This is a genomic window from Conexibacter woesei Iso977N (assembly GCF_000424625.1).
GTDB lineage: Bacteria > Actinomycetota > Thermoleophilia > Solirubrobacterales > Solirubrobacteraceae > Baekduia > Baekduia woesei_A.
The window spans coordinates 183223-204174 of sequence record NZ_AUKG01000001.1; the positions used below are offsets into that span (position 1 = coordinate 183223).

General features: G+C 72.1%; 22 protein-coding genes. 7 read left to right on the forward strand and 15 right to left on the reverse strand.

Annotated features, from left to right (window positions below; translation table 11 throughout):
* Nucleotides 1-68 precede the first annotated feature (68 nt).
* A complete protein-coding gene (locus H030_RS0100910) occupies nt 69-530 on the reverse strand; it encodes a MarR family winged helix-turn-helix transcriptional regulator (protein ID WP_027004722.1) in 462 nt (153 codons plus the stop codon).
* 94 nt (nt 531-624) lie between these two features.
* Between H030_RS0100910 and H030_RS0100915 the strand changes: the two genes are divergently transcribed.
* Nucleotides 625-1023, forward strand: a complete 399-nt coding sequence (locus tag H030_RS0100915) for a nuclear transport factor 2 family protein (RefSeq protein ID WP_027004723.1) — start codon at nt 625-627, stop codon at nt 1021-1023.
* 40 nt (nt 1024-1063) lie between these two features.
* Nucleotides 1064-1516, forward strand: coding sequence for a hypothetical protein (locus tag H030_RS0100920; protein WP_027004724.1), 453 nt, complete (start codon nt 1064-1066; stop codon nt 1514-1516).
* A gap of 63 nt (nt 1517-1579) precedes the next feature.
* Here H030_RS0100920 and purN read toward each other — a convergent pair whose 3' ends face one another.
* From purN to H030_RS0100950, 6 genes are all read right to left on the reverse strand, one after another.
* Nucleotides 1580-2194, reverse strand: a complete 615-nt coding sequence (purN, locus tag H030_RS0100925) for a phosphoribosylglycinamide formyltransferase (protein WP_027004725.1) — start codon at nt 2192-2194, stop codon at nt 1580-1582.
* Nucleotides 2194-4014 (reverse strand): RecQ family ATP-dependent DNA helicase, encoded by a 1821-nt coding sequence (locus H030_RS28265; RefSeq protein ID WP_081690408.1) that lies wholly within the window; start codon nt 4012-4014, stop codon nt 2194-2196. The genes purN and H030_RS28265 overlap by 1 nt, the downstream gene beginning before the upstream one ends.
* Before the next feature lie 81 nt (nt 4015-4095).
* Nucleotides 4096-4734 (reverse strand): DJ-1/PfpI family protein, encoded by a 639-nt coding sequence (locus tag H030_RS0100935; RefSeq protein ID WP_027004726.1) that lies wholly within the window; start codon nt 4732-4734, stop codon nt 4096-4098.
* A gap of 9 nt (nt 4735-4743) precedes the next feature.
* The gene (locus H030_RS0100940) at nt 4744-5721 is read right to left on the reverse strand and encodes a GlxA family transcriptional regulator (protein WP_196808949.1); all 978 of its coding nucleotides are present in this window, start codon (nt 5719-5721) and stop codon (nt 4744-4746) included.
* Nucleotides 5722-5803: 82 nt separating this feature from the next.
* Nucleotides 5804-7270, reverse strand: coding sequence for an amidophosphoribosyltransferase (gene purF, locus H030_RS28270; RefSeq protein ID WP_035125705.1), 1467 nt, complete (start codon nt 7268-7270; stop codon nt 5804-5806).
* Nucleotides 7271-7339: 69 nt separating this feature from the next.
* Nucleotides 7340-8911 (reverse strand): Na+/H+ antiporter, encoded by a 1572-nt coding sequence (locus tag H030_RS0100950; protein ID WP_027004728.1) that lies wholly within the window; start codon nt 8909-8911, stop codon nt 7340-7342.
* Between the two features lie 35 nt (nt 8912-8946).
* Between H030_RS0100950 and H030_RS0100955 the strand changes: the two genes are divergently transcribed.
* Genes H030_RS0100955 through H030_RS0100970 form a run of 4 tightly spaced genes read left to right on the forward strand, consistent with a single transcriptional unit; the run spans nt 8947 to nt 11087 of the window.
* The gene (locus H030_RS0100955) at nt 8947-9714 is read left to right on the forward strand and encodes an aldo/keto reductase (protein ID WP_027004729.1); all 768 of its coding nucleotides are present in this window, start codon (nt 8947-8949) and stop codon (nt 9712-9714) included.
* A gap of 46 nt (nt 9715-9760) precedes the next feature.
* Nucleotides 9761-10360: a hypothetical protein gene (locus tag H030_RS0100960; protein ID WP_027004730.1), complete on the forward strand. Its 600-nt coding sequence runs from the start codon at nt 9761-9763 to the stop codon at nt 10358-10360.
* Nucleotides 10361-10410: 50 nt separating this feature from the next.
* A complete protein-coding gene (locus tag H030_RS0100965; RefSeq protein ID WP_027004731.1) occupies nt 10411-10656 on the forward strand; it encodes a hypothetical protein in 246 nt (81 codons plus the stop codon).
* Nucleotides 10653-11087 carry a putative toxin-antitoxin system toxin component, PIN family gene (locus H030_RS0100970; protein ID WP_027004732.1) on the forward strand — a complete coding sequence of 145 codons (435 nt, stop codon included), beginning with the start codon at nt 10653-10655 and terminating at the stop codon, nt 11085-11087. Before H030_RS0100965 ends, H030_RS0100970 begins: the two co-directional genes overlap by 4 nt.
* A 376-nt stretch (nt 11088-11463) precedes the next feature.
* Here H030_RS0100970 and purL read toward each other — a convergent pair whose 3' ends face one another.
* From purL to H030_RS39455, 5 genes are read right to left on the reverse strand one after another with little or no spacing between them, the layout of a single operon-like run.
* On the reverse strand, nt 11464-13701 hold the full coding sequence (gene purL / locus H030_RS28275) for a phosphoribosylformylglycinamidine synthase subunit PurL (RefSeq protein ID WP_051221398.1): 2238 nt from the start codon (nt 13699-13701) through the stop codon (nt 11464-11466).
* Nucleotides 13685-14332: a phosphoribosylformylglycinamidine synthase subunit PurQ gene (gene purQ, locus H030_RS0100980; RefSeq protein WP_027004733.1), complete on the reverse strand. Its 648-nt coding sequence runs from the start codon at nt 14330-14332 to the stop codon at nt 13685-13687. The genes purL and purQ overlap by 17 nt, the downstream gene beginning before the upstream one ends.
* Nucleotides 14329-14556 (reverse strand): phosphoribosylformylglycinamidine synthase subunit PurS, encoded by a 228-nt coding sequence (purS, locus tag H030_RS0100985; protein WP_027004734.1) that lies wholly within the window; start codon nt 14554-14556, stop codon nt 14329-14331. Before purS ends, purQ begins: the two co-directional genes overlap by 4 nt.
* Nucleotides 14553-15446: a phosphoribosylaminoimidazolesuccinocarboxamide synthase gene (locus tag H030_RS0100990; RefSeq protein WP_027004735.1), complete on the reverse strand. Its 894-nt coding sequence runs from the start codon at nt 15444-15446 to the stop codon at nt 14553-14555. The genes purS and H030_RS0100990 overlap by 4 nt, the downstream gene beginning before the upstream one ends.
* Before the next feature lie 51 nt (nt 15447-15497).
* Nucleotides 15498-16160 carry a TetR/AcrR family transcriptional regulator gene (locus H030_RS39455; RefSeq protein ID WP_051221400.1) on the reverse strand — a complete coding sequence of 221 codons (663 nt, stop codon included), beginning with the start codon at nt 16158-16160 and terminating at the stop codon, nt 15498-15500.
* Between the two features lie 205 nt (nt 16161-16365).
* Between H030_RS39455 and H030_RS28285 the strand changes: the two genes are divergently transcribed.
* On the forward strand, nt 16366-17850 hold the full coding sequence (locus H030_RS28285) for an MFS transporter (RefSeq protein WP_081690409.1): 1485 nt from the start codon (nt 16366-16368) through the stop codon (nt 17848-17850).
* On the opposite strand, the gene purB is transcribed toward H030_RS28285, so the two are convergent.
* From purB to purD, 3 genes are read right to left on the reverse strand one after another with little or no spacing between them, the layout of a single operon-like run.
* Complete coding sequence (gene purB / locus H030_RS0101005) at nt 17847-19154, reverse strand: adenylosuccinate lyase (protein ID WP_027004736.1); 1308 nt, start codon at nt 19152-19154, stop codon at nt 17847-17849. The two genes, H030_RS28285 and purB, sit on opposite strands and share 4 nt — an antisense overlap.
* Nucleotides 19155-19181: 27 nt before the next feature.
* Complete coding sequence (locus H030_RS28290; RefSeq protein WP_051221402.1) at nt 19182-19664, reverse strand: 5-(carboxyamino)imidazole ribonucleotide mutase; 483 nt, start codon at nt 19662-19664, stop codon at nt 19182-19184.
* Entirely contained in the window at nt 19661-20932 is a 1272-nt protein-coding gene (gene purD / locus H030_RS0101015; RefSeq protein WP_027004737.1) for a phosphoribosylamine--glycine ligase, read from the reverse strand. Before purD ends, H030_RS28290 begins: the two co-directional genes overlap by 4 nt.
* Nucleotides 20933-20952: the final 20 nt, after the last annotated feature.

Genomic DNA, 20952 nt, shown 5'->3' on the forward strand with positions numbered 1-20952 from the left:
CACATACCGCCCGCCGCCTCAGCGCCGCGCCGGGCGACGCTTAGCCGCTCGGCGCAGCACGGCGCGCGTCACTCCGCGGCGGCGTCGCGCTCGACGTGGTGGGCGACGACGCGGGTCAGGAGGCGGGTCAGCTCGGCGCGTTCGGCTTTGGTCAGGGGGGCGAGGAGCTCGTCCTGAGCGGCGTCGACCTTGGCGTCGAGGCGGCGGAGCTGGGCGCGACCCCTCGCGGTCAGCTTGACGCGGTTGCGGCGGGCGTCGGCGGGGTCGCGGTCGCGGTCGATCAGGCCGTCGCGCTCCAGGTCGGCGACGATCGCGTGGAGGTCGCTGCGGTCCAGGGCGAGCCGGCGGCCGAGGTCGGCCTGCGACGCCGGGCCCGACTCCGAGAGGGCGACGAGCACCGCGAAGTGCTTGCGCCTGACCCCCGCGGCGTCGAGCTGCGCGCTCACGACCCTCGCGGCGCGCAGCGCGACGCGGGAGACCAGCCAGCTCGGCGTCGACCACAGCTTCTTGGGGGCGTCGCGCTCGTTCATCGGGGCGGAGCGTAGCGGGGACCGTTGACAGCACCAACGATCCATGAGTATCGTTGGCGTCACCAACGTTGTAGTGACCAACGAAAGGCTCCCCATGACCTCCACCCTCTCCCTCACCGACCGCGCCGAGCTGACCGACCTGGTCTCCCGCCTCGGCCGCTGGCTCGACGACGGCGCGACCGGCGACCCCGCCGTGCTGTTCGCCGACGACGTCCGGGTCTCGACGCCGGGCGGCGACTCGACCGGCGTCGCCGCGATCGTCGACCAGGCCCAGCGCAACCACGACGCGCCGACCCAGCACGTCATCGCGAACGTCCTGGCCGACATCGACGGCGACGCCGCGCACGTCACCGCGAACATGGTCGTGACGTTCGCCGACACCGAGACGCAGCTGCGCCGCACCGGCGGGACCTACGCCTTCGACGCGACCCGGACCGCGGCCGGCTGGCGCTTCGCGTCGATCACCGTCCGCCGCGTGTGGCGCGAAGGCTGAACCATGTGTGCCTCGTCGCCGGTCGGGGAACCCAGTCCCCATGACCGGCGACGACGTGGCACAGCAGCTCGAGCACCAGGCCGACCAGCTCGAGCACCACCTCGACGAGCTCGAGGACCACATCTCCGATGCCCAGAAGTCCGCCGGCCACCTCCGCGAGAAGACCAACCCGGAGACCGTCGGCGACTTCGAGAACACCCGCGGCACCCCCGGCCAAGGCGACGACCCCGAAGGCGCCGCCGCAGCCGCGCCCGCCGACGAAGCCCAGACCGCCTCAGCCGACGAGTCCGCCGCAGAGTCGAGCGGCTCGGCGGAGAGCGACGACGACGGGTCGAGCGACGACTCCGCGGCGGCGAGCGACTCCGGATCCGACGACTCCGCAGCCGACGACTCCGGCGCGGGCGACGAGACTTCCTCCGGCGACGAGGGCCACGGCGACGATGACGCGGTCGGCGGCCCCGCGCCGGGGCACGCCTCCGGCGGCGACGACTAGACCAGGCTTCCTAGGTCGCGCGCCGCATGGGGACGGGAACCGCGGCGCGCGGCCCGGGGATGGTCAGTCGGTGATGAGGATCCGGCGGGGGTTCGCCGGATCGCGGGAGAGGCGGCCGGCGGCGATGAGGCGGATCGCGTCGGGCAGCAGCGCGTGCTCGATCGGACGCAGCAGCGAGAGCGCGGCGGCCGAGTCCGCGTCGGGCGGCAGCGGGATCGCGGACTGCAGGATGACCGCGCCGGTGTCGACGCCCTCGTCGACGAAGTGGACGGTCGCCCCGAACAGCTTCGACCCGTAGTCGATCGCCTGCTGCACGGCGGCGAGCCCCGGGAACGCCGGCAGCAGCGACGGGTGGATGTTGATGATCTTGTCCGGGAACCGCCGGATGAACCCGGGCGTCAGGATCGCCATGTACCCGGCGAGCACGACGAGCTCCGCGCCCTGCGCGTCGAGCCAGTCGCCGATCGCCGCGTCGCGCGCCGCGCGGTCCGGGTAGGCGCCGAGCGGGAACACCGACGCCGGGACGCCCGCCGCCCTCGCCCGCTCCAGGGCGACCGCGTCGGCCTTGTCGGAGGCAACCCCTACAACTTTGGCCTCGAAGCCGTGGACGCTGTCGAGGATCGCCTGCAGGTTGGTCCCCGACCCCGAGGCCAGGACCCCGACGCGCAGCAGCGCCATCAGGCCGCTTCGATCGACAGCGAGGACTGCCCGTCCGGCGCCGCGGGCGGCGGCGCGTCCGGTCCCGGCTTCAGCACCGGGCGCGGGCCCTCGGTCTTGTCGAGCCGCCCGTCGTCGACCATCGCGTCGATCTTCGACAGCACGGTCGACGACGTCATGTGCGCGTAGGTCGCGTACTCCGGTAGCCCGTCCCAGCCGTTGCGCAGCAGCGCCTTCGCCTGACCGCCACGCAGCACCTCGGCGACGCGCGTCCGCCCGATCGACGGCCGCGCCGCGCGCACCACCGACAGGATCGCCGCCTCGATCGTCTCGTGCTTCGCGGTCCCCGCGTTGGCGTGCGACAGCGCGCGCGACGGCGACGCGGGCACCAGCGACGGGTCGCACACGTCGCAGCACGGCACCCCGGGATCGGTCGTCGGCGCTGCCGGATCGCCGAAGTGCCGGAGCACCCGTGCGCGGCGGCAGCCGTCGTCCTCGACGAACGACCACACCGACCGGTACTGCTTCCAGCGCGCCCGCTGACCCTCAGCCGCGCTCGACCGCGCCAGCGCCTGCGCGCGCCCGTCGTACTGGCCGACGACGCGCCCGCGCACACGGTCCATCGGCGACGGCGCCGGCTGGATCACGCCCGCCCGCGCAAGGTGCCCGACGATCGCCCGGACCCGCTCGGCCTCGTCGTCCAGGTACGACAGCGCGACGTCGAAGCGCCCGTCGACCGACGCGCCGAGCAGCCGCCCGGCGACCTGATCCAGGATCCCCTCGCTCACCTCGGAGCGGTTGATGAAGAACACGTGCAGCGACTTGTCGCGCTTCTCGGCGAACAGCAGCGCGCGCGCCGGGGCGCCGTCGCGGCCACCGCGGCCGGCCTCCTGGTAGTAGGCCTCGACCGACGGCGGCACGACCTCGTGCGCGACCGTCCGGACGTCGGACTTGTCGACGCCCATCCCGAACGCGTTGGTCGCGACCACGACATCGACCCGGCCGTCCATGAACCGCCGCTGGACCGTCGCGCGCTCGCCGCGCGGCAGGCCCGCGTGGTAGGCGACGACCTCGATGCCGAGGTCGACGCCGAGCCGCTCGGCCAGCGCGTCGCACGCCTTGCGCGTGCCCGCGTAGACGATCGCCGGCCGCGCCGCCGGATCGCGCAGCGCCTCCGCGATCCGCGCGTGCTTGTCGGCCGTCGTCGCGCACGGGACCACGGCGAACGACAGGTTCGGCCGGTCGAAGCCCGTCGTGACGATCGCCGGCTCCTGCAGCCCCAGCCGCGCCACGATGTCGCGCGCGACCTCCGGCGTCGCCGTCGCCGTCGAGGCCACCAGGGCACGAGCGCCCAGCCACCGCGCCGCGTCCGCCAGCCGGAAGTAGTCCGGGCGGAAGTCGTGCCCCCACTGCGACACGCAGTGCGCCTCGTCGACCACGAACAGCCCGATCGGGACGTTGCGGATCGCCTCCAGGAACCCGGGCGACGAGAACCGCTCCGGCGCCACGTACAGCAGCTTCAGCGCACCCGACCGCGCGCGCTCCAGCACCGCCGCGTTGGTGGCCATGTCCTGCTGGGCGTTGATGACGCCCGCCGCGCCCGGGACGCGGCGCTCCAGCGCCTCGACCTGGTCCTGCATCAGCGAGACCAGCGGCGAGACCACGATCGTCAGGTCCTCGCGCACCAGCGCGGGCAGCTGGTAGCAGAGCGACTTGCCCGCGCCCGTCGGCATGACCACGAGCGTGTCGCGCCCGTTCACCGCAGCGGTGACCGCGGCCTCCTGGCCGGGGCGGAAGTCGGCGAAGCCGAAGTGGTCGGTGAGGGCGGCGCGCAGATCCATGAGACGGGCGTCGGACCTTAGCGCCGCGATCGGCCTGCACCCCCGATCTGCGCACTTCCGTGACGCTTCCTGCGCGATTTCTCAGGACGCCGACGCCATCGCGCTGCGCAGCGCCGCCACCAGCGCCGGATCGGCCTTCTCGACGCAGCCCGCGTCGAACGGCGGCTGCGGGTCGTACTCGATCCCGAGCTGGATCGCGCGCGCCGTGTCGTCGCCCGCGATCCGGGCCGCCAGCGCCAGCGCCATGTCGATCCCCGCCGAGACACCCGCAGCCGTCACGATCCGCGAGCCCTCCGGCCCGAAGACGACGCGGCCGCCGACCTCAGAGGCCCCGAACCCGCGCAGCGACTCCAGCTCCGACCAGTGCGACGTCGCGGGCAACCCCTCCAACAACCCCGCCGCGCCCAGCAGCAGCGAGCCGGTGCACACCGACGTCGTCCACGTCGTCGTCTCGTGCACCGAAGCGATCCACGACGTCCACATCGAGTCCTCCAACAACGCGCGCGTCCCGAACCCGCCCGGGACGAGCAGCACGTCGCACGCCCTCACGTCCGCCAGCGACGCCTCGGCGACCAAGGACAACATCCTGGTCTCCGTCGTCACCGGCCCGGCCTCCGGCGCCACGAACCGCACGCGCCCGCCCAGCCGCGACAGCACCTCGTAGGGCCCCACCGCATCCAGCGCGGTGAACCCGTCGTACACCGGGATCACGATGTCCATCATGTCGATCTACGCCGCCTTCGTCTCGCTTGCCATGAACCGCTCCCGGTAGGCCCCGGGAGCCACACCCAACCGCCGGTGGAACACGCGCCGCAGCACCTCCGGCGACCCGAACCCCGCGCCCCGCGCCGCGCCCGCCACGCCCAGCCCGCCCTCCAGCAGCGCCCGCGCGCGCTCGACGCGCAGCTCTTCCACGTAGGCGCCCGGGGACACGCCGGTCTCCGCCCTCCACGCGCGCGTGAACTGGCGCTCGCTCAGGCACGCCCGCGCGGCCAGCGCGCTCACCGAGAGGTCGGAACCCAAGTTGTCGTTCATCCACCCCTGCAGCTCGCGCAGCGGCGCCCGGACCGCCGCCTGGGCCGCCAGCCCGGTGCTGAACTGCGCCTGCCCGCCGGGGCGCTTGAGGAACAGCACGAGCCAGCGCGCGACGGTCAGCGCGACCTCCGGCCCGAGGTCCTCCTCGACGAGCGCGAGCGTGAGGTCCATCCCGGCGGTCACCCCCGCCGAGGTCCAGATCTCCTCGTCGCGCACGTAGATCGGCTCGCGCTCGACGCTCACCTCCGGGAACCCCGCCGCGAGCGCATCGCAGAACGCCCAGTGCGTCGTCGCACGGCGGCCGTCCAGAAGCCCCGCGTGGGCCAGCGCGAGCGCGCCCGTGCACACCGACGCGACCCGCCGGACCCGCGGCGCGACCGCGGCCAGCCACAGGACGACAGGGTGCGAAGGACTCAGAGCACGTGTCCCTTCGCCGCCGGACACGATGATCGTGTCGATCCCGCGCGGACTTCGTGGCAACTCTGCGCAGGACAGGGTCAGCCCGTTGGACAGCGCGATAGAACCGCCGTCGGGACCGCACACCACGACCTCGTAACCACCAATGCCACCAACAACTGCCGACGCGCCCTGCAGCACCTCGACCGGACCGAGCACGTCCAGGGACTGCGCCCCGTCCATCGCCACCACCACGACCCGCCGCGTCGCCGTCATGCGACGCATCGTCCCGCGCCGCGCCGATGGCGGCAAGGACGCCTACCCCACGATCTCGGACGCGCCGGCGCTGCTGCGGCGTCTAGACCGCGGCGATGCGCGCGAGCGGCAGCTCGAACGCGTCCTTGGACTGGCCGTCCTCGGTGCCCGGCAGCGGGTACTCGCCGGAGAAGCACGCGTCGCAGTGGTTGGCGCGGTCGCCGCGCACGGCCTCGTAGACGCCTTCGAGCGACAGGTACGCCAGCGAGTCGACGCCGAGCTCCTCGGCGATCTGCTCGGGCGTCCGGTTGTGCGCGATCATCTCCTCGCGCTTGCTCATGTCGATGCCGTAGAAGCACGGGTGCTTGATCGGCGGGGCGGAGATCCGCATGTGGACCTCCAGCGCGCCGGCATCGCGGAGCATCTGGACGATCTGGCGCGTCGTGTTGCCGCGGACGATCGAGTCGTCGACGACGACGATCCGCTTGCCGCCGACGATCTCCGGCAGCGGGTTGAACTTCATCCGCAGGCCGTGCTTGCGCAGCTCCTGGCCGGGCTGGATGAACGTGCGCGCGACGTAGCGGTTCTTGATCAGGCCGTCGTCCTGCGGCAGGCCGGCGGCGCGGGCGAAGCCGCGGGCGGCGGGATTGCCGGAGTCCGGCACGGCGATGACGAGGTCGGCGTTGGGCGCCGGGGCCTCGCGGGCGAGGATCTCGCCCATCCGGCCGCGCGCGGCCTGCAGCAGCTGGCCGTTCATGCGCGAGTCGGGGCGCGCGAAGTAGATGTACTCGAAGACGCAGAACGCCTCGCGCTCGCCGGAGACGACCTGCTTGGTCGCGATGCCCTTGTCGGAGAGCGTGATCATCTCGCCGGGGAGGACGTCGCGGAGCAGCTTGGCGCCGATGATGTCGAACGCGCACGACTCGGAGGCGACGCAGTAGCGGTCCTCGAGCTGGCCGATCGCCAGCGGGCGCAGGCCGGCCGGGTCGCGGAAGGCGACGACCTTGTCCTTGGTCATCACGACCGTCGAGAACGCGCCCTTCAGGCGCGGCAGGACGGCGGCGACGGCGTCCTCGATCTTCTCCGCGGGATGCGTGGAGATCAGCGCGGCGATGATCTCGGAGTCGCTGGTCGAGGAGAACTGCACGCCCTGGGCGCGCAGCTCGGCGTGGAGCTCGACCGCGTTGATCAGGTTGCCGTTGTGCGCCAGCGCCAGCTCGCGGTGGTTGCCCCCCGCGCCCGCGCTGCGGTGCACGGGCTGCGAGTTCTCCCACTCGTTGGAGCCGGTCGTGGAGTAGCGGACGTGGCCGATCGCCAGGTCGCCGGCGAGGGCACGGAGGTCGTGCTCCTTGAAGACCTGGTTGACCAGGCCCAGCGCGCGCTGGGTGATGATGTAGCCGCCGTGGTCGGCGGCGGCGATGCCCGCCGACTCCTGACCGCGGTGCTGCAGCGCGTAGAGGGCGAAGTACGCCATGCGGGCGACGTCGTGCTCGGGAGCGTAGATCCCAAAGACGCCGCACTCGTCGCGCGGGCCGTCGCGCTCGTCGAGATCGGTGTTCAGCTCGGTCATGAGGACCGCCCGAAGAGAGAACACGCGGCGGCAGCGCGGAGGGTAGCAACAGGGGCGGCGACCCCACCCTCAATCCAGGCGTGCCTCCTGGAGATCGAGGTCGCGCTCCACCGTTCTCAGCGCATCTTCCGAGATCTCGCCGCGGGCGTGGAGCTCGTGCAGGGCCGCGCGCTCGGAGCGCAGCAGCTCCTCGCGCAGGCGCTGGAAGGCCTCGACGTGCTGGCGTTCCGCGTCGCCGTCCTCGTCGGCGGGCGCGCGGGCGTGGCCGAGGCGCGCCTCGTAGAGCTCGCGCAGGCGCTCGGCCGCCTGCGGGTCCTCGTCCTCCATCGCGTCGAGCTGCTCCAGCGCGGCCTCGGCCGCCGCCGCGCGGGCGCGCGCCTCCTCGGCGGCGTCGTCGGCGACGTCGCGGCCCAGGCCGGTCGCGGCGATCAGCGCGGGCAGCGTCGAGCCCTGGAGCAGCAGCCCGGCGACGATCACGCAGAAGACCGTGAAGACGATCAGCGAGCGCTGCGGGAACGGGTCGCCGCCGTCGACGGTCGCCGGGATCGCGAGCGCCGCGGCCAGCGACACCGCGCCGCGCATCCCGGCCCAGCCGGCGACCAGGCGCGCGCCCGGGCCCAGGCGCGGCGGCTCCTCCTTGGGCTCGCCGGGGATCAGCCTGCGCAGCAGCGGGCCGATGCTGAACATCCAGACGATCCGGATGCCGAGGACGACCACCAGCGTGACCACGACCGTCAGCGTGACGCGGCCGGCGTCGAGGTCCTCGATGCCCCTCGCGACGTCGCGGATCTGCAACCCCATCAACAAGAAGAGCGTCGACTCCAACATGAAGGTCAACGCGGTCCAGAAGCCCTGGGCCTCGATCCGGGCGGTCGCGCTGAACAGGCCCTCGCTGCGCGCGCCGAGGTAGAGGCCGACGGTGACCGCGGCGAGGATCCCGGACGCGCCGATCGCCTCGGCCGCGATGTAGGCGGCATACGGCGTGAAGAGCGACAGGGTGATCTCGATCGGCGCGTCGTCGATCCGGCCGCGCACGTGCTGGATCAGCCAGCCGACGGCGAGGCCGATCAGCACGCCGCCGGTGCCGGTCGCGACCAGGCGCCACGCGCCGTCGGCGATGCTGAAGGTGCCGGTGACGACCGCCGCGACGGCGAGCTTGTAGAGGACGAGGCCGGTGCCGTCGTTGACCAGCGACTCGCCCTCGATGATCGCCTGCAGCTGGGGCGCGACGCGGAAGCGCTGCATGATCGAGACGGCCGCGACCGGGTCGGTGGGCGCCAGGATCGCGCCGAGCGTGAAGCCCTCGGCCCAGCCGAAGCCGGGGACGAGGAGCTTCATCGCGACGGCGACCGCGGCCGCGGTGGCCGCGACGAGGCCGATGGCGAGGACGCCGATCCGGCGCGCCTGGAGCCGCAGGTCGCGGGGCGACGCCGTGAAGCCGGCGCCGTAGACGAGCGGCGGCAGGAAGATGAAGAACGTGAGGTCGGGGTCGAGCGTGACGCCGGGCAGGCCGGGCACGAGCCCGACGAGCGCGCCGCAGACGACGAGCACGATCGGCGACGGGACGCCGACCCGCCGGGCGACGCCCGCGAGCACGGTGACGGCCCCGAGCAGGCCGACGAGGATCTCCGCGGAGCGCATGTGATGTCGGGCGTACCCCGAACTAGCCTGAAGCGATGACCGCGATCTCCACCACGCTTCGCCTCGCCGACCGCGACGTCCCCCGGATGGGCTTGGGGACCAACCGCCTGACGCCCGAGCACGCGGGCTTCATCCGGGAGGCCGTGGACGCGGGGCTGCGGCACATCGACACCGCGCACCTGTACACCGGTGGCGAGAGCGAGCGGACGATCGGGGCGTCCGGCGTCGCGGGTCGCGACGATCTCGTGATCGCCACGAAGGGCGGCTACCGGGCCGGCGAGGGCCGCCCGGAGGTGCTGCGCAGCCAGCTCGAGCAGTCGCTGGCGTCGTTGAGGGTCGACGCGATCGACCTGTACTACTTGCATCGCGTCGATCCGGAGACGCCGTTCGAGGAGACCCTCGGCGCGCTCGCCGAGGAGCTGTCGCGCGGGACGATCCTCGCGGTCGGCCTCTCCGACGTGACCGTCGAGCAGATCGAGCACGCCCGCACGATCCTCCCGGTCACCGCCGTCCAGAACCACTACAACTTGGCCGAGCGCGGCTACGACGACGTCATCGACCACTGCGCGGCCGAGGACATCGTGTTCGTCCCCTACTTCCCGCTGAAGGGCGGCTCGGCCGCGGTGGAGGAGATCGCCAAGCGCCACGGCGTGGGCACGAACGCGGTGAAGCTCGCGTGGCTGCTGCACCGGTCGCCGACCGTGCTCCCGATCCCCGGCACCCTCTCCCTCGACCACCTGCGCGAGAACCTCGCGGCGCTGGAGCTGGAGCTCAGCGCGGAGGAGCTTGAAGCGCTGAGCTAGGCGCGCGCATGCCCGCGGCGGCGGGCGGGAACACACCGCGGCACGGATGCCGGAGCGCCACGGGTTGCCGCTGATCGTCAAGTTCTCGCTGCTCGCGTTCTGCGGGTTCTTGGTTCTGGGCGTCGTGGGCGTCATCGTCGAGGCGGCGGGCGGCGGCCACAGGAGGTCGCAACCCACGCTCGCCGCCCGCGCGGAGTCCTGCAAGAACGCCCACGGCGGCGGCCCGTTCGAGAACCTCCGCTACCCGTACACGGCGCTGTCGACCAGGCCCGAGTACCCGCCGCTGAACCTCGACGTGCCGGCCGACCTGGCCGCCGACATCGACACCCGCACGGTCTCTCGCGATTCCAGCGACAACACCGAGACGCTGCTCGGCACCGCCCTCTTCTTCGGCCTCGGCGACGACCCATCCGTCCGCGACGAGTTCTTCGCCACGACCCTGACGCAAGCCCGCGCAACCGGCGCCGACCCCCACCTCACCATCGTCCACGACCACCAGGTCTACACCTACACCCGCCCCACCAAGAACCCCAACAACCTCATCCTCGGCTCAACCCCCTGCGGCGCCCTCCTCGTCCTCGCCGACGACGACCACGCCGCCGCCGCCCTCTGGCGCCGGCTGGCGGAGCCACCGGCCGAACGCTGACGCCGTCCGCTTGCCACGGACCGGACGATGGGCTATCACGTAACAACGCCATGGCTTCCGACCACATCATCAGCGTCGACGTCGATGCCGAGCTCATCGAGCGCGCCCGCGCGATGACGCCGCAGCACGGCCAGGCCACCGAGGCCGACGTGGTCGAGCGCGCGCTGCGGATGTACGTGGGCAGGGATGTGCTGGAGGCGGCGCAGGCGACGAGCAACCTGACCGACGACGAAGCAGACGCGCTCGCCGTCCAGGAGCTCCACGCGGCGCGCCGTGAGCGCCGCCGGCCCGCGTGATCCGCGCGGTCGTCGACCCGGGCGTCTTCATCTCGGCGTTCATCGGCAGCGCAACCGGCGCGCCATCGCAGCTCGTCCAGGCACTGCTCGCGGGCGAGTTCGAGCTGCTCGCGGCGCCGATGCTCTTCGACGAGCTGGCCGGCGTCCTGTCGCGCGAGAAGTTCGCCGCAGCGGCGGCCGACGGACGTGGCGCGATCTACGTCGAGATCCTCAGCGCGTCGGCGACGATGCTCGACAATCCCGAAGTCGTCGAAGGCGCGACACGAGATCCGGACGACGACTACCTCATCGCACTCGCCCGAGCCGCGGGCGCCGACATGATGGTGTCGGTCGACAAGGACTTGTTGGTGGAGTCGTCCGAGACGCTGCCGGTCCTGAACCCGCGTCAGTTCCTTGCGGAACTGACGGCGGGCGCATCAGAAGAACAATAACTCGGTTCGCGCATGACGCGCCTGCGCGCGCCGCCGGACGGATTGCGGCAAAGACCGCGGCCGCCGCGCGGTGCCGCAGGCGACGACGATCAAGCGAAGCGCCTCCAGCCACGGCGCCGGAAGAGCTATGACTTGATGCCGCGGGACAGACGCCCGCTCCGCCGCGACGCCGATGCGCGTGAAGCGATGCCGGACGGATGACGGCAAAGACCGCGACCGCCTCGCGGTGCAACTGGCGACGACGATCAAGCGAAGCGCCTTCATCCATGACGCCGGAAGCGGTGCGGTCTGATGGCGCGGAGCGCGCGGTGGTGGCGACGCGGCGATGGTGCGCGTGAAGCCGCGGCGCCGACGGGTGGCGGCGCCGCGGGCGTGGCTAGGGGAAGAGGGGGGCTAGCGCTGAGGTGGCTTCGCGGAGAGATGCGAGGGGCCAGGACTCGGTGATCGAGGACAGCGACACTGTGAGGTTGGCGCTGCCGACGGTGCCGAGGGGGGTCACGGGGACTCCGGAGGTGACGAGGGCGTCGATGGCGGAGCGGGGGCCCGAGATGAGGAAGCCGCCGGAACGTTCGCCGAAGAGCGAGGCCCAGACGTCATCGACGTCGCCGAGGTCCAGGGAGGCTCCGAGCGAGCCGGACAGGGCGGACTCCGCGATGGCGATCAGGAGGCCGCCTTCGGAGATGTCGTGGATCGAGGACAGCGAGCCCGCGCGCGCCGCTGCCCGGATCGTGTCGAGGGTCTTCACCACCGACGGGATGTCGATCGGCGGCAGGCCGTCCGGCAGCGCCTCGCCGCGGAGCTTCGACAGCTCCGACGCGTCCAGGGACGGGTCGTCCAGCGAGTAGCCGACCAGCGCGATCGTGTCGCCTTCGTTCTTGAAGGCGATGGTCGTCGCGCGCTCCGGGTCGGGCAGGATGCCGACCATGCCGACGACGGGCGTCGGGTAGATCGGGCCGTCCGCGTTCTCGTTGTACAGCGACACGTTGCCGCCGACGATCGGCGCCTCCAGCGCGCGGCAGGCCTCGCCGAGGCCGCGGACGGCCTCGGTCAACTGCCAGGCGATGTGCGGCTTCTCGGGGTTGCCGAAGTTGAGGTTGTTGGTCGTCCCCAGCGGCTGGGCGCCGACCGCGGCGAGGTTCGCCGCGCACTCCAGCGCGTTGCCGATCGTGCCCCAGTAGGGGTCGGCGGCGACACGGCGGCCGTTGCCGTCGATCGACGTCGCGATCGCCGGCGCGCCGTCGCCCATGTCGTGCAGCCAGAGCACCGCGGCGTCCGAGTCCTCGGGACGGCGCACGGTCCGGGACTGCACGATCGAGTCGTACTGCTCGAACAGCGGCCGGCGCGACGAGAGGTTCGGCGAGGACAGCAGCGCGATCAGCGTCTCCTGCACGTCGGCCTCGAACCCGAGGACCGCCGCAGGCGTCGCGTAGATCGGCGACGCCGGCTTCTCCGGCGCCAGGTCGTACAGCGGCGCGTCGTCGACCAAGCCGGTGACCGGCATGTCTCCGACGACTTCCTCACCACGCAGGATCCGGAAGCGATTGCCCTCGGTGACCACGCCGATCGCGGTCCCGTTGACCTCCCACTTCTCGCAGAGCGCCAGCACGTCGGCGACCTTCGCAGGCTCGCAGACGCAGAGCATCCGCTCCTGCGACTCCGACACCATGATCTCGAACGGCTCCATGTCGGCCTCGCGCAGCGGGACCTTCGCGACGTCGAGATCCAGCCCGACCTCGCCCCTCGCGGCCATCTCGGAAGCGGCCGACGTCAGGCCGGCAGCGCCCAGGTCCTGCAAGGCCACCAACAACCCGGAGGCCAGCAGCTCCAGCGAGCACTCCAGCAGCTTCGACTCCTCGAACGGGTCACCGACCTGCACGGACGGACGCTTGGAGTCGTCATCGACGTCCAGCTCGGTCGAGGCCAGCACCGAAGCGCCGCCGATCCCGTCGCGCCCCGTGGACGCGCCGAACAACACAAGGACATTGCCAACACCGGCCGCCGCGGAGCGGACCATGTCGTCGGTCCGCGCCAGCCCGATCGCCATCGCGTTGACCAGGCAGTTGGTCTCGTACGGCGCCTCGAAGACGACCTCGCCGCCCACGGTCGGCACGCCGATCGAGTTGCCGTAGTGCCCGATCCCGGCCACGGCGCGGTCCAGCAGGTACCGCGAGCGCTCGGACGTCGGCTCGCCGAAGCGCAGGGAATCGAGAACGGCGATGGGACGCGCGCCCAAGGCGAAGATGTCGCGCAGGATCCCGCCGACGCCCGTCGCCGCGCCCTGGAACGGCTCGACGGCGCTGGGGTGGTTGTGCGACTCGACCTTGAACGCGACCGCCCAGCCATCACCGACATCGACGGCGCCGGCGTTCTCGCCCGGCCCCATGACCACAGCCGGGCCCTCCGTCGGCAGCGTGCGCAGGAGCTTCTTGGAGTGCTTGTAGGCGCAGTGCTCGCTCCACAGCAGCGAGAACATCGCGAGCTCGACCTGGTTGGGCTCGCGCCCGCCCAGCTCGTCGCAGACCATCTTGTACTCGTCGCGCGTCAGCCCCAGCGCGACGGCGTGCTCGACGCCCGGCGCGTCCGAGGAAGCGGCGGCCTCAGGCGACGGCGACACGGGTCATCCCCTCGAAGAGCTTCAGGCCGTCGGCCGAGCCGCCGGTCAGCACGTCCACCGCGTGCTCGGGATGCGGCATCAAGCCCATCACATTGCCTTGCTCGTTGACGACGCCCGCGACGTCGTCCTGCGAGCCGTTGAAGTTGTGGCCGTCCGCGTAGCGCAGGACCACCTGCGAAGCGGGGACGTCGCCGTAGAAGCAGCCGTTCTGGTGCTTGGCCGGGATCGACAGCACGTCACCGACGGCACACGTCGAGGTGAACGGCGTGCCGGTCGTCTGCACCACCAGGTCGACCTGGCGGCACACGAACCGCAGGTCCTTGTTCGGCAGCAGCGCGCCCGGAAGCAGCCCCGCCTCGCACAGGATCTGGAACCCGTTGCAGATCCCCAAGACAGGACCGCCGGCCTGCGCGAACGCGATCACCGACTCCATCACCGGCGAGAACCGCGCGATCGACCCCGCGCGCAGGTAGTCGCCGTACGAGAACCCGCCCGGGATGACGACGCCGTCGACGCCGTGCAGATCCGCGTCGCCGTGCCACAGCGCCACCGGCTCGGCGACCTTCGCGACCGCCAACCGCGCGTCCGCGTCGTCGCAGGTCCCCGGGAACGTGACGACGCCGAGCTTCACGCGGACACCGTCTGGATCTCGTAGTCCTCGATCAGCGGGTTGGCCAGCAGCTTGCGGCACATGTCGTCCAGCTGCGCGGCGTCCTCGACGTCCAGCTCGACCAGCCGGCCAACGTGCACGTTCGCGACGCCCGCGAAGCCCAAAGCAGGCAGGGCGCGCTCGACCGCGACACCCTGCGGGTCCAGGATCCCAGCCTTCGGGCGGATCAGCACACGCGCTCTCATGACGCTGCCGTCCGCGAGAGCCAGGAGCCGAACGACTCGCCTGTGACCGACTCGTACGCCTCGACGTACTTCGCGCGCGTCTCCACCACCACGTCCTTTGGTACCTCCGGTGCCGGTGGGCTCTTGTCCCACCCTGTCCCTGCCGCCCAGTCACGGACGAACTGCTTGTCGAACGACGGCTGCCCGTGCCCGGGCTCGTAGCCGTCGAGCGGCCAGTACCGCGACGAGTCCGGCGTCAGCGCCTCGTCGGCCAACACCAACCCACCGTCCGCGTCCAGCCCGAACTCGAACTTCGTGTCGGCCAGGATCACGCCGCGCTCGCGCGCGAGCCCCGCCGCGAAGGCGTACAACTCGATCGACACGTCGCGCAGGCGCCCCGCCAAAGACGCATCGCCCAGCACCTCGACCGCACGCTCGAACGAGATCGCCTCGTCGTGGTCGCCCAGCTCGGCCTTGGTCGACGGCGTGAAGATCGGCGTCGGCAGCTGCTGGGACTCGCGCAGCCCCGGCGGCAGCTCGATCCCGGACACGCTGCCGGACGCCGAGTAGTCCTTCCAGCCCGACCCCGTGATGTAGCCGCGCACGACGCACTCGATCGGCAGCATCTCCAGCCTCTGCACCGCCATCGCGCGGCCGCGCACCGCATCCGGGACACCCTCGGTGGCCGAGATGTAGTGGTTGGGCACGATGTGCCCGGTCTTGTTGAACCAGAAGACCGAGATCCCCGTCAGGACCTTGCCCTTGTCCGGGATGCCGTTCGGGTGCACGACGTCATAGGTCGAGATGCGGTCGGAGGCGACCAGCAGCAGCCGGTCGTCCTCCAGCGCGTAGATCTCCCGCACCTTGCCGCTCGCGACGAGCGGGAGGTCGAGGTCGGCGGCGGACGTCACGCCCTCAAAGTACCGAAGCACGCGGCGCGGAAGCCGCGCGGGCCGTGCGCGTTAAGCGGACTTCGCGGAGAACTCGCGCACCATCGTGCACGGATCCGCGGCGATGCCGTGCATCGGCTCGTCGCGCGCGCCCTCGGCCTTCGCCAGGCCGCGGATGATCACGTCGAGGTACCGGTCCCACGCGGGCTCGGGCAGCAGCAGGCCGTCCATCGGCCGGATCGCGGCGCCGAGCATCTTCGTCGCCGTCGAGACGTCGCCCGGCTCGATGCCCTCGCGCAGGACGCCCGCCGCGACGGCCGGCGCCATGACGCGCTCGACCGCCTCCATCACGCGGTCGGTCAGCTCCGGCGGCGGGACGAAGCGCGTCGCGACCGCCTCGAAGAACGCCTTGTTCTTCGCCTGCGACTCCATCGAGTGGCGCAGGAACGCGCGCAGCGGCGCGAGCGGGCACTCGGTCTCCAGCAGCGCGACGTCGACCGCGGCGATGACCTCCTCGATGAAGCCCTCGAAGACCGCGACGACCAGCGCCTCCTTGGTCGGGAAGCGCCGGAAGAACGTCGCCTTGCCGACGCCCGCGCGGCGGGCGATCTCCTCGACGCCGACGTCCATCCCGCCCTCGGCGAACGCGTCGCGCGCGGCCTCGAGGATCAGCTCGCGGTTGCGGCGTGCGTCGGCGCGAAGGGGCAGCGGAGTCGAAGGCGTGGTGGAGGACATTCGAAGAAGACCCACCGCAGAGCGTAACACCTTCGCGTCCGCAACTGGACCGCCTGGTCCGGAAATACGGACCGAGCGGTCCGAAAAGACGGACCGGGCGGTCCGCTTGTGTTATGGTCATCCGGACCGAGCGGTCCGCTTGCTCCAGGACGAACCATCCGAGCGCTCCGCTCAACCCCATCAACAACTCCCCCATCACACCCTCATGACCGACCTCTCCTCCCCCGCAACAACGCGCCACGTGACCGAGGACTCCCCGGTCGCGCGCCACTGGGCCGTCACGGTCGTCGTGGTCTGCCTCGCGCAGTTCATGGTGATCCTGGACGCGACGATCACGAACGTCGCGCTCCCGTCGATCCAGTCCGACCTCCACTTCTCGCCCGCCGACTTGCAGTGGGTCGTCAACGCCTACCTGCTGGTCTTCGGCGGCTTCCTGCTCCTCGGCGGCCGCGCCGGCGACCTGCTCGGCCGGCGCAGGCTGTTCGTCATCGGCATCACGATCTTCACCTTCGCCTCGCTGCTCGACGGCCTGGCGACCTCGCCGGGCTTCCTCGTCGGCGCTCGCGCGCTGCAGGGTCTCGGTGCCGCGCTCGTCTCCCCCGCCGCGCTGTCGATCATCACGACGACGGTCCCGGAAGGCCCGGACCGCGCGAAGGCGCTCGGCGCGTTCGCCGCGATCTCCGGCGGCGGCGGCGCCGTCGGCCTGCTGCTCGGCGGCCTGCTGACCGACGCCCTCTCGTGGCAGTGGGTCTTCTTCGTCAACGTCCCGGTCGGCCTCGCGACCCTGGCGCTCGCGCTGCGGTACGTGCCGGAGTCCAAGGCCGAGGACACCGAAGGCGGCTTCGACCTCGTCGGCGCGACGCTCGTCACGTCCGGCCTGGTCGTCCTGACCTACGCGATCGTCAAGGCCCAGGACTTCGGCTGGGGCAGCGCCAAGACGCTCGGCCTCGGTGCCGTGGCGATCGGCCTGCTCGGCGCGTTCACCTGGACCCAGAGGATCTTCAAGCACCCGCTGATCAAGTTGTCCATCTTCAGGAAGCGCACGCTGACGACGGCCAACTTCGTGACGCTGTTCCTGCTCTCCGGCATGCAGGCGTTCTTCTTCTTCGGCTCGCTGTACTTCCAGCAGATCAAGGGCTTCAACGCCCTGGAGTCCGGCCTCGCGTTCGTCCCGATGACGCTCGGGATCATCGCCGGCTCGGTGAGCTCGCAGAAGCTGATGGCCCGCTTCGGCGTCAAGGCCGTGCTGCTCGGCGGCATGATGCTGGGCGCAGCCGGGATGCTCTGGACGGTCCAGCTGACGCCGGACTCCAGCTACTGGGTCGGCTTCCTGCCCGGGATCGCGCTGCTGGCGCTCGGCATCGGCCACGCGTTCGTGCCGCTGACGCTGATCGCCACCGGTGGCGTGGCGCCCGACGAGTCGGGCCTGGCGTCCGGGCTGTTCAACACGAGCCAGCAGGTCGGCGGCGCGCTGGGCCTGGCCGTGCTGTCGACGTTCGCGAACTCCGCGACCGACAGCTTCCACGGCGCCCACGAGGACGCGCTGGTGCACGGCTACACGACGGCCTTCGGGATCGGCGCGGCGCTGCTCGCGCTGGCCGCGGTGGTCACGTGGGTCACGCTGCGCTCCGGCGAGGCCAACGAGTCGGCCGCGTCGGCCGAAGGAGTGGAGGCGCTCGTCGCGGCCTAGGCCGCGGCGGGCTCGCCCGCCGGCGCCACCACGTCCAGGCGGTTCACGATCTCGTGAGCGTGCTTGGTGTAGTGCGACAGGTCGAAGATCGCGTCGAGGTCGAGGGCCCGCACCTGCGGGTCCTCGTCGTCTTCCAGGATCGAGCGCAGCTGGGTCCGGGTGTCCCAGGCCTGCTGCGCCGTGCGCTGCGCGATCCGGTAGGCGTCGTCGCGCTGCAGGCCGCCGGCGACCAGCGCCAGCAGGACCCGCTGGGAGAACAGCGCGCCGTAGGTGAGGTCGATGTTCTCGCGCATGCGGTCTGAGTGGACGACCATGCCGCGCGCCAGGCGCGTGGCCAAGGCGTACATGTAGTCCAGCGCGATCGTGGCGTCCGGCAGGACGACGCGCTCGGCGCCGGAGTGCGAGATGTCGCGCTCGTGCCAGAGCGCGACGTCTTCCACACCAACTTGCGCGTAGCCGCGCAGGACGCGCGCCAACCCCGTGATGCGCTCCGACGTGATCGGGTTGCGCTTGTGCGGCATCGCGCTGCTGCCCTTCTGGGCACCGGCCCGGAACGGCTCCTCGACCTCGCGCACCTCGGTGCGCTGCAGGTGGCGGATCTCCGTGGCGAAGCGCTCCAGCCCCGCGCCGGCCAGCGCGATCGCCTGCAGCAGCTCGGCGTGGCGGTCGCGGGCGACGACCTGCGTCGAGACCGGCTCGGCCTCCAGGCCCAGGCGCGCCAGCACGCGGCGCTCGAAGTCCGGCGAGGTCGCGCTGTAGGTCCCGACCGCGCCGGAGACCGCGCCGACGCTGACCTGGTCGACCGCCGCCTCCAGCCGCTTCAGGTTGCGATCGGCCTCGAACGCGAAGCCCGCGAGCTTGATGCCGAACGTCGTCGGCTCGGCGTGGACGCCGTGCGTGCGCCCGACGCAGACCGTGTCGACGTAGGCGCGCGCCTGCTCGGCCAACGCGTCGCGGAAGTCCCGGGCGCCCGCGATCAGCAGGTCGCCGGCCTTGCGCAGCTGGACGCCCAAAGCGGTGTCGAGCACGTCGGAGGACGTGAGCCCGTAGTGGATCCAGCGCCCCGCCTCGCCCGCGGACGCGGACAGCACGTCCACGAACGCCGCGACGTCGTGGTCGGTGATCTTCTCGCGCTCCAGCACGGCGTCGACCGTGAACGTCGCGAGCGAGATCGCCTCCAGCTCGGCGGGCGTCGGCCCCTCGGTCTCCAGGGCGCAGGCGACCTCCACCTGCCGCCAGCTCTCGAGCTTGGCCTCGTCGGTCCAGACGGCCCCGATCTCGGGGCGGGTGTAGCGCGGGATCACATGGCGGAAGGTTACCCGCCGCCCTCCCTACGCGTTCAGGATGCGGAGCGCCAGGTCGCCGGCGTTCTTCGCGTTGTCCAGCCCCACGGCGGCGACCGCGAAGCCGGGTGGCATCTGGACGATCGAGAGGATCGCGTCGAGCCCGCCCGCGGCGCTGAACGGCGACGACAGCGGGACGCCGATGACCGGCAGGTCGGTGTGGGTGGCGGCAAGGCCGGGCAGCGCGGCGTTCAGTCCTGAGCCCGCGATGATGACCTTCAGCCCGCGCATGCGCGCGTTCCTGCAGTAGTCGGCGACCTGGTCCGGTTCGCGGTGGGCCGACAGCACCCGCGTCTCGGACCGGACGCCGGCCGCCGTCAGAACCTTCTCCGCGGCGGCCATCGTGTCCATGTCGGACTGCGAGGCCATGATGATCCCGACGCGCGGCGCGTCCGCCTCCTCGGCGGCCTCCTCGAGCTGCGTCAGCGTCTCGGGCGCGGCGGTCGTCCCAGGCTGGGGCTGCTCGGTCATGGCGTCGCTCGCTCCACGGCGCGCAGGGCGATGTCGCGCCGCAGCTGCCGTCCGTCGAAGTGGATGAGGTCGGCCGCAGCATAAGCGCGATCGCGCGCCGCCGCCGGATCCGGTCCGAGCGCGGTGACGTTCAGGACACGCCCGCCCGCGGTGACGACGTCGCCCGCGTCGTTGCGCGCGGTCCCGGCGTGCAGCACCTCGGCGCCCGCGCGGGCCGCGTCCTCCAGGCCCGTGATGACGTCGCCGGACCGCGACGACGCCGGGTACCCGGCGCTCGCCTCCACGACCGTGACCGCCCAGTCGTCGCCGAACTCCATCGCGCCGCCGCTGGCCAGGCCGCCCGGACGGGTCGCCGCCATCAGCGTCTCGAGCAGGTCGGAGCGCAGCCGCGGCAGGACGACCTGCGTCTCGGGATCGCCGAAGCGCGCGTTGAACTCGATCACCATCGGCCCCTCGGCGGTCAGCATCAGCCCCGCGTAGAGGCAGCCGTGGAACGGCGTCCCGCGCTCGCGCAGCAGGTCGACGACCGGCTGGTGGATCTGGCGGACGATCTCGTCGCGGTCGGGCGCGCCCGGGACCGGCGAGTAGGCGCCCATGCCGCCGGTGTTCGGCCCCTCGTCGCCGTCGAAGATCCGCTTGTAGTCCTGCGCGGAGACCATCGGGACCGCGCGCTCGCCGTCGCAGATCGCGAACAGCGACAGCTCCTCGCCCTCCAGGAAGTCCTCGATCACGACCGGGCCGTCGCCGAAGCGCCGCGCCTCGATCATCTCGGCCAGCGCCGCGCGCGCGGTCGCCTCGTCGGGCGCGACGACGACGCCCTTGCCCGCCGCCAGCCCGTCGAACTTGATGACGGTCGGGTAGCGCCCGTCGATCGCCTCCAGGCCCTCGTCGACGGACGTGACCTCGGCCCAGTTGGCGGTCGGGACGCCCGCGGAGGACATGACCTCCTTGGCGAACGCCTTCGACCCCTCCATCTGGGCGGCCGCGGCGGACGGGCCGAAGTACCGGATCCCCGCCGCCTCCAGCCTGTCGCAGAGGCCGCCGACCAGCGGCGCCTCCGGCCCGACGACCACGAGGTCGACGTGCCGCTCGGCCGCCAGCGCGACGAGCCCGTCGAGGTCGTCGACCCCCACCGGGAAGCACTCGGCGACCTGCGCGATCCCGGGGTTCCCGGGCGCGGCGAGCAGCTCAGGCTGCTGGGGCGAGCGCGCGAGCGCGTTGACCAGCGCGTGCTCGCGGCCGCCACCGCCGACGATGAGGACCTTCATGAAGCGCGTTGCGTCCCTGA

Coding starts and splice junctions, on each gene's coding strand:
- H030_RS0100910 (WP_027004722.1), bottom strand. CDS start 530: ATGAACGAGCGCGACGCCCCCAAGAAGCTGTGGTCGACGCCGAGCTGG.
- H030_RS0100915 (WP_027004723.1), top strand. CDS start 625: ATGACCTCCACCCTCTCCCTCACCGACCGCGCCGAGCTGACCGACCTG.
- H030_RS0100920 (WP_027004724.1), top strand. CDS start 1,064: ATGACCGGCGACGACGTGGCACAGCAGCTCGAGCACCAGGCCGACCAG.
- purN (WP_027004725.1), bottom strand. CDS start 2,194: ATGGCGCTGCTGCGCGTCGGGGTCCTGGCCTCGGGGTCGGGGACCAAC.
- H030_RS28265 (WP_081690408.1), bottom strand. CDS start 4,014: ATGGATCTGCGCGCCGCCCTCACCGACCACTTCGGCTTCGCCGACTTC.
- H030_RS0100935 (WP_027004726.1), bottom strand. CDS start 4,734: ATGGACATCGTGATCCCGGTGTACGACGGGTTCACCGCGCTGGATGCG.
- H030_RS0100940 (WP_196808949.1), bottom strand. CDS start 5,721: ATGACGGCGACGCGGCGGGTCGTGGTGGTGGCGATGGACGGGGCGCAG.
- purF (WP_035125705.1), bottom strand. CDS start 7,270: ATGACCGAGCTGAACACCGATCTCGACGAGCGCGACGGCCCGCGCGAC.
- H030_RS0100950 (WP_027004728.1), bottom strand. CDS start 8,911: ATGCGCTCCGCGGAGATCCTCGTCGGCCTGCTCGGGGCCGTCACCGTG.
- H030_RS0100955 (WP_027004729.1), top strand. CDS start 8,947: ATGACCGCGATCTCCACCACGCTTCGCCTCGCCGACCGCGACGTCCCC.
- H030_RS0100960 (WP_027004730.1), top strand. CDS start 9,761: ATGCCGGAGCGCCACGGGTTGCCGCTGATCGTCAAGTTCTCGCTGCTC.
- H030_RS0100965 (WP_027004731.1), top strand. CDS start 10,411: ATGGCTTCCGACCACATCATCAGCGTCGACGTCGATGCCGAGCTCATC.
- purS (WP_027004734.1), bottom strand. CDS start 14,556: ATGAGAGCGCGTGTGCTGATCCGCCCGAAGGCTGGGATCCTGGACCCG.
- H030_RS39455 (WP_051221400.1), bottom strand. CDS start 16,160: ATGTCCTCCACCACGCCTTCGACTCCGCTGCCCCTTCGCGCCGACGCA.
- H030_RS28285 (WP_081690409.1), top strand. CDS start 16,366: ATGACCGACCTCTCCTCCCCCGCAACAACGCGCCACGTGACCGAGGAC.
- H030_RS28290 (WP_051221402.1), bottom strand. CDS start 19,664: ATGACCGAGCAGCCCCAGCCTGGGACGACCGCCGCGCCCGAGACGCTG.
- purD (WP_027004737.1), bottom strand. CDS start 20,932: ATGAAGGTCCTCATCGTCGGCGGTGGCGGCCGCGAGCACGCGCTGGTC.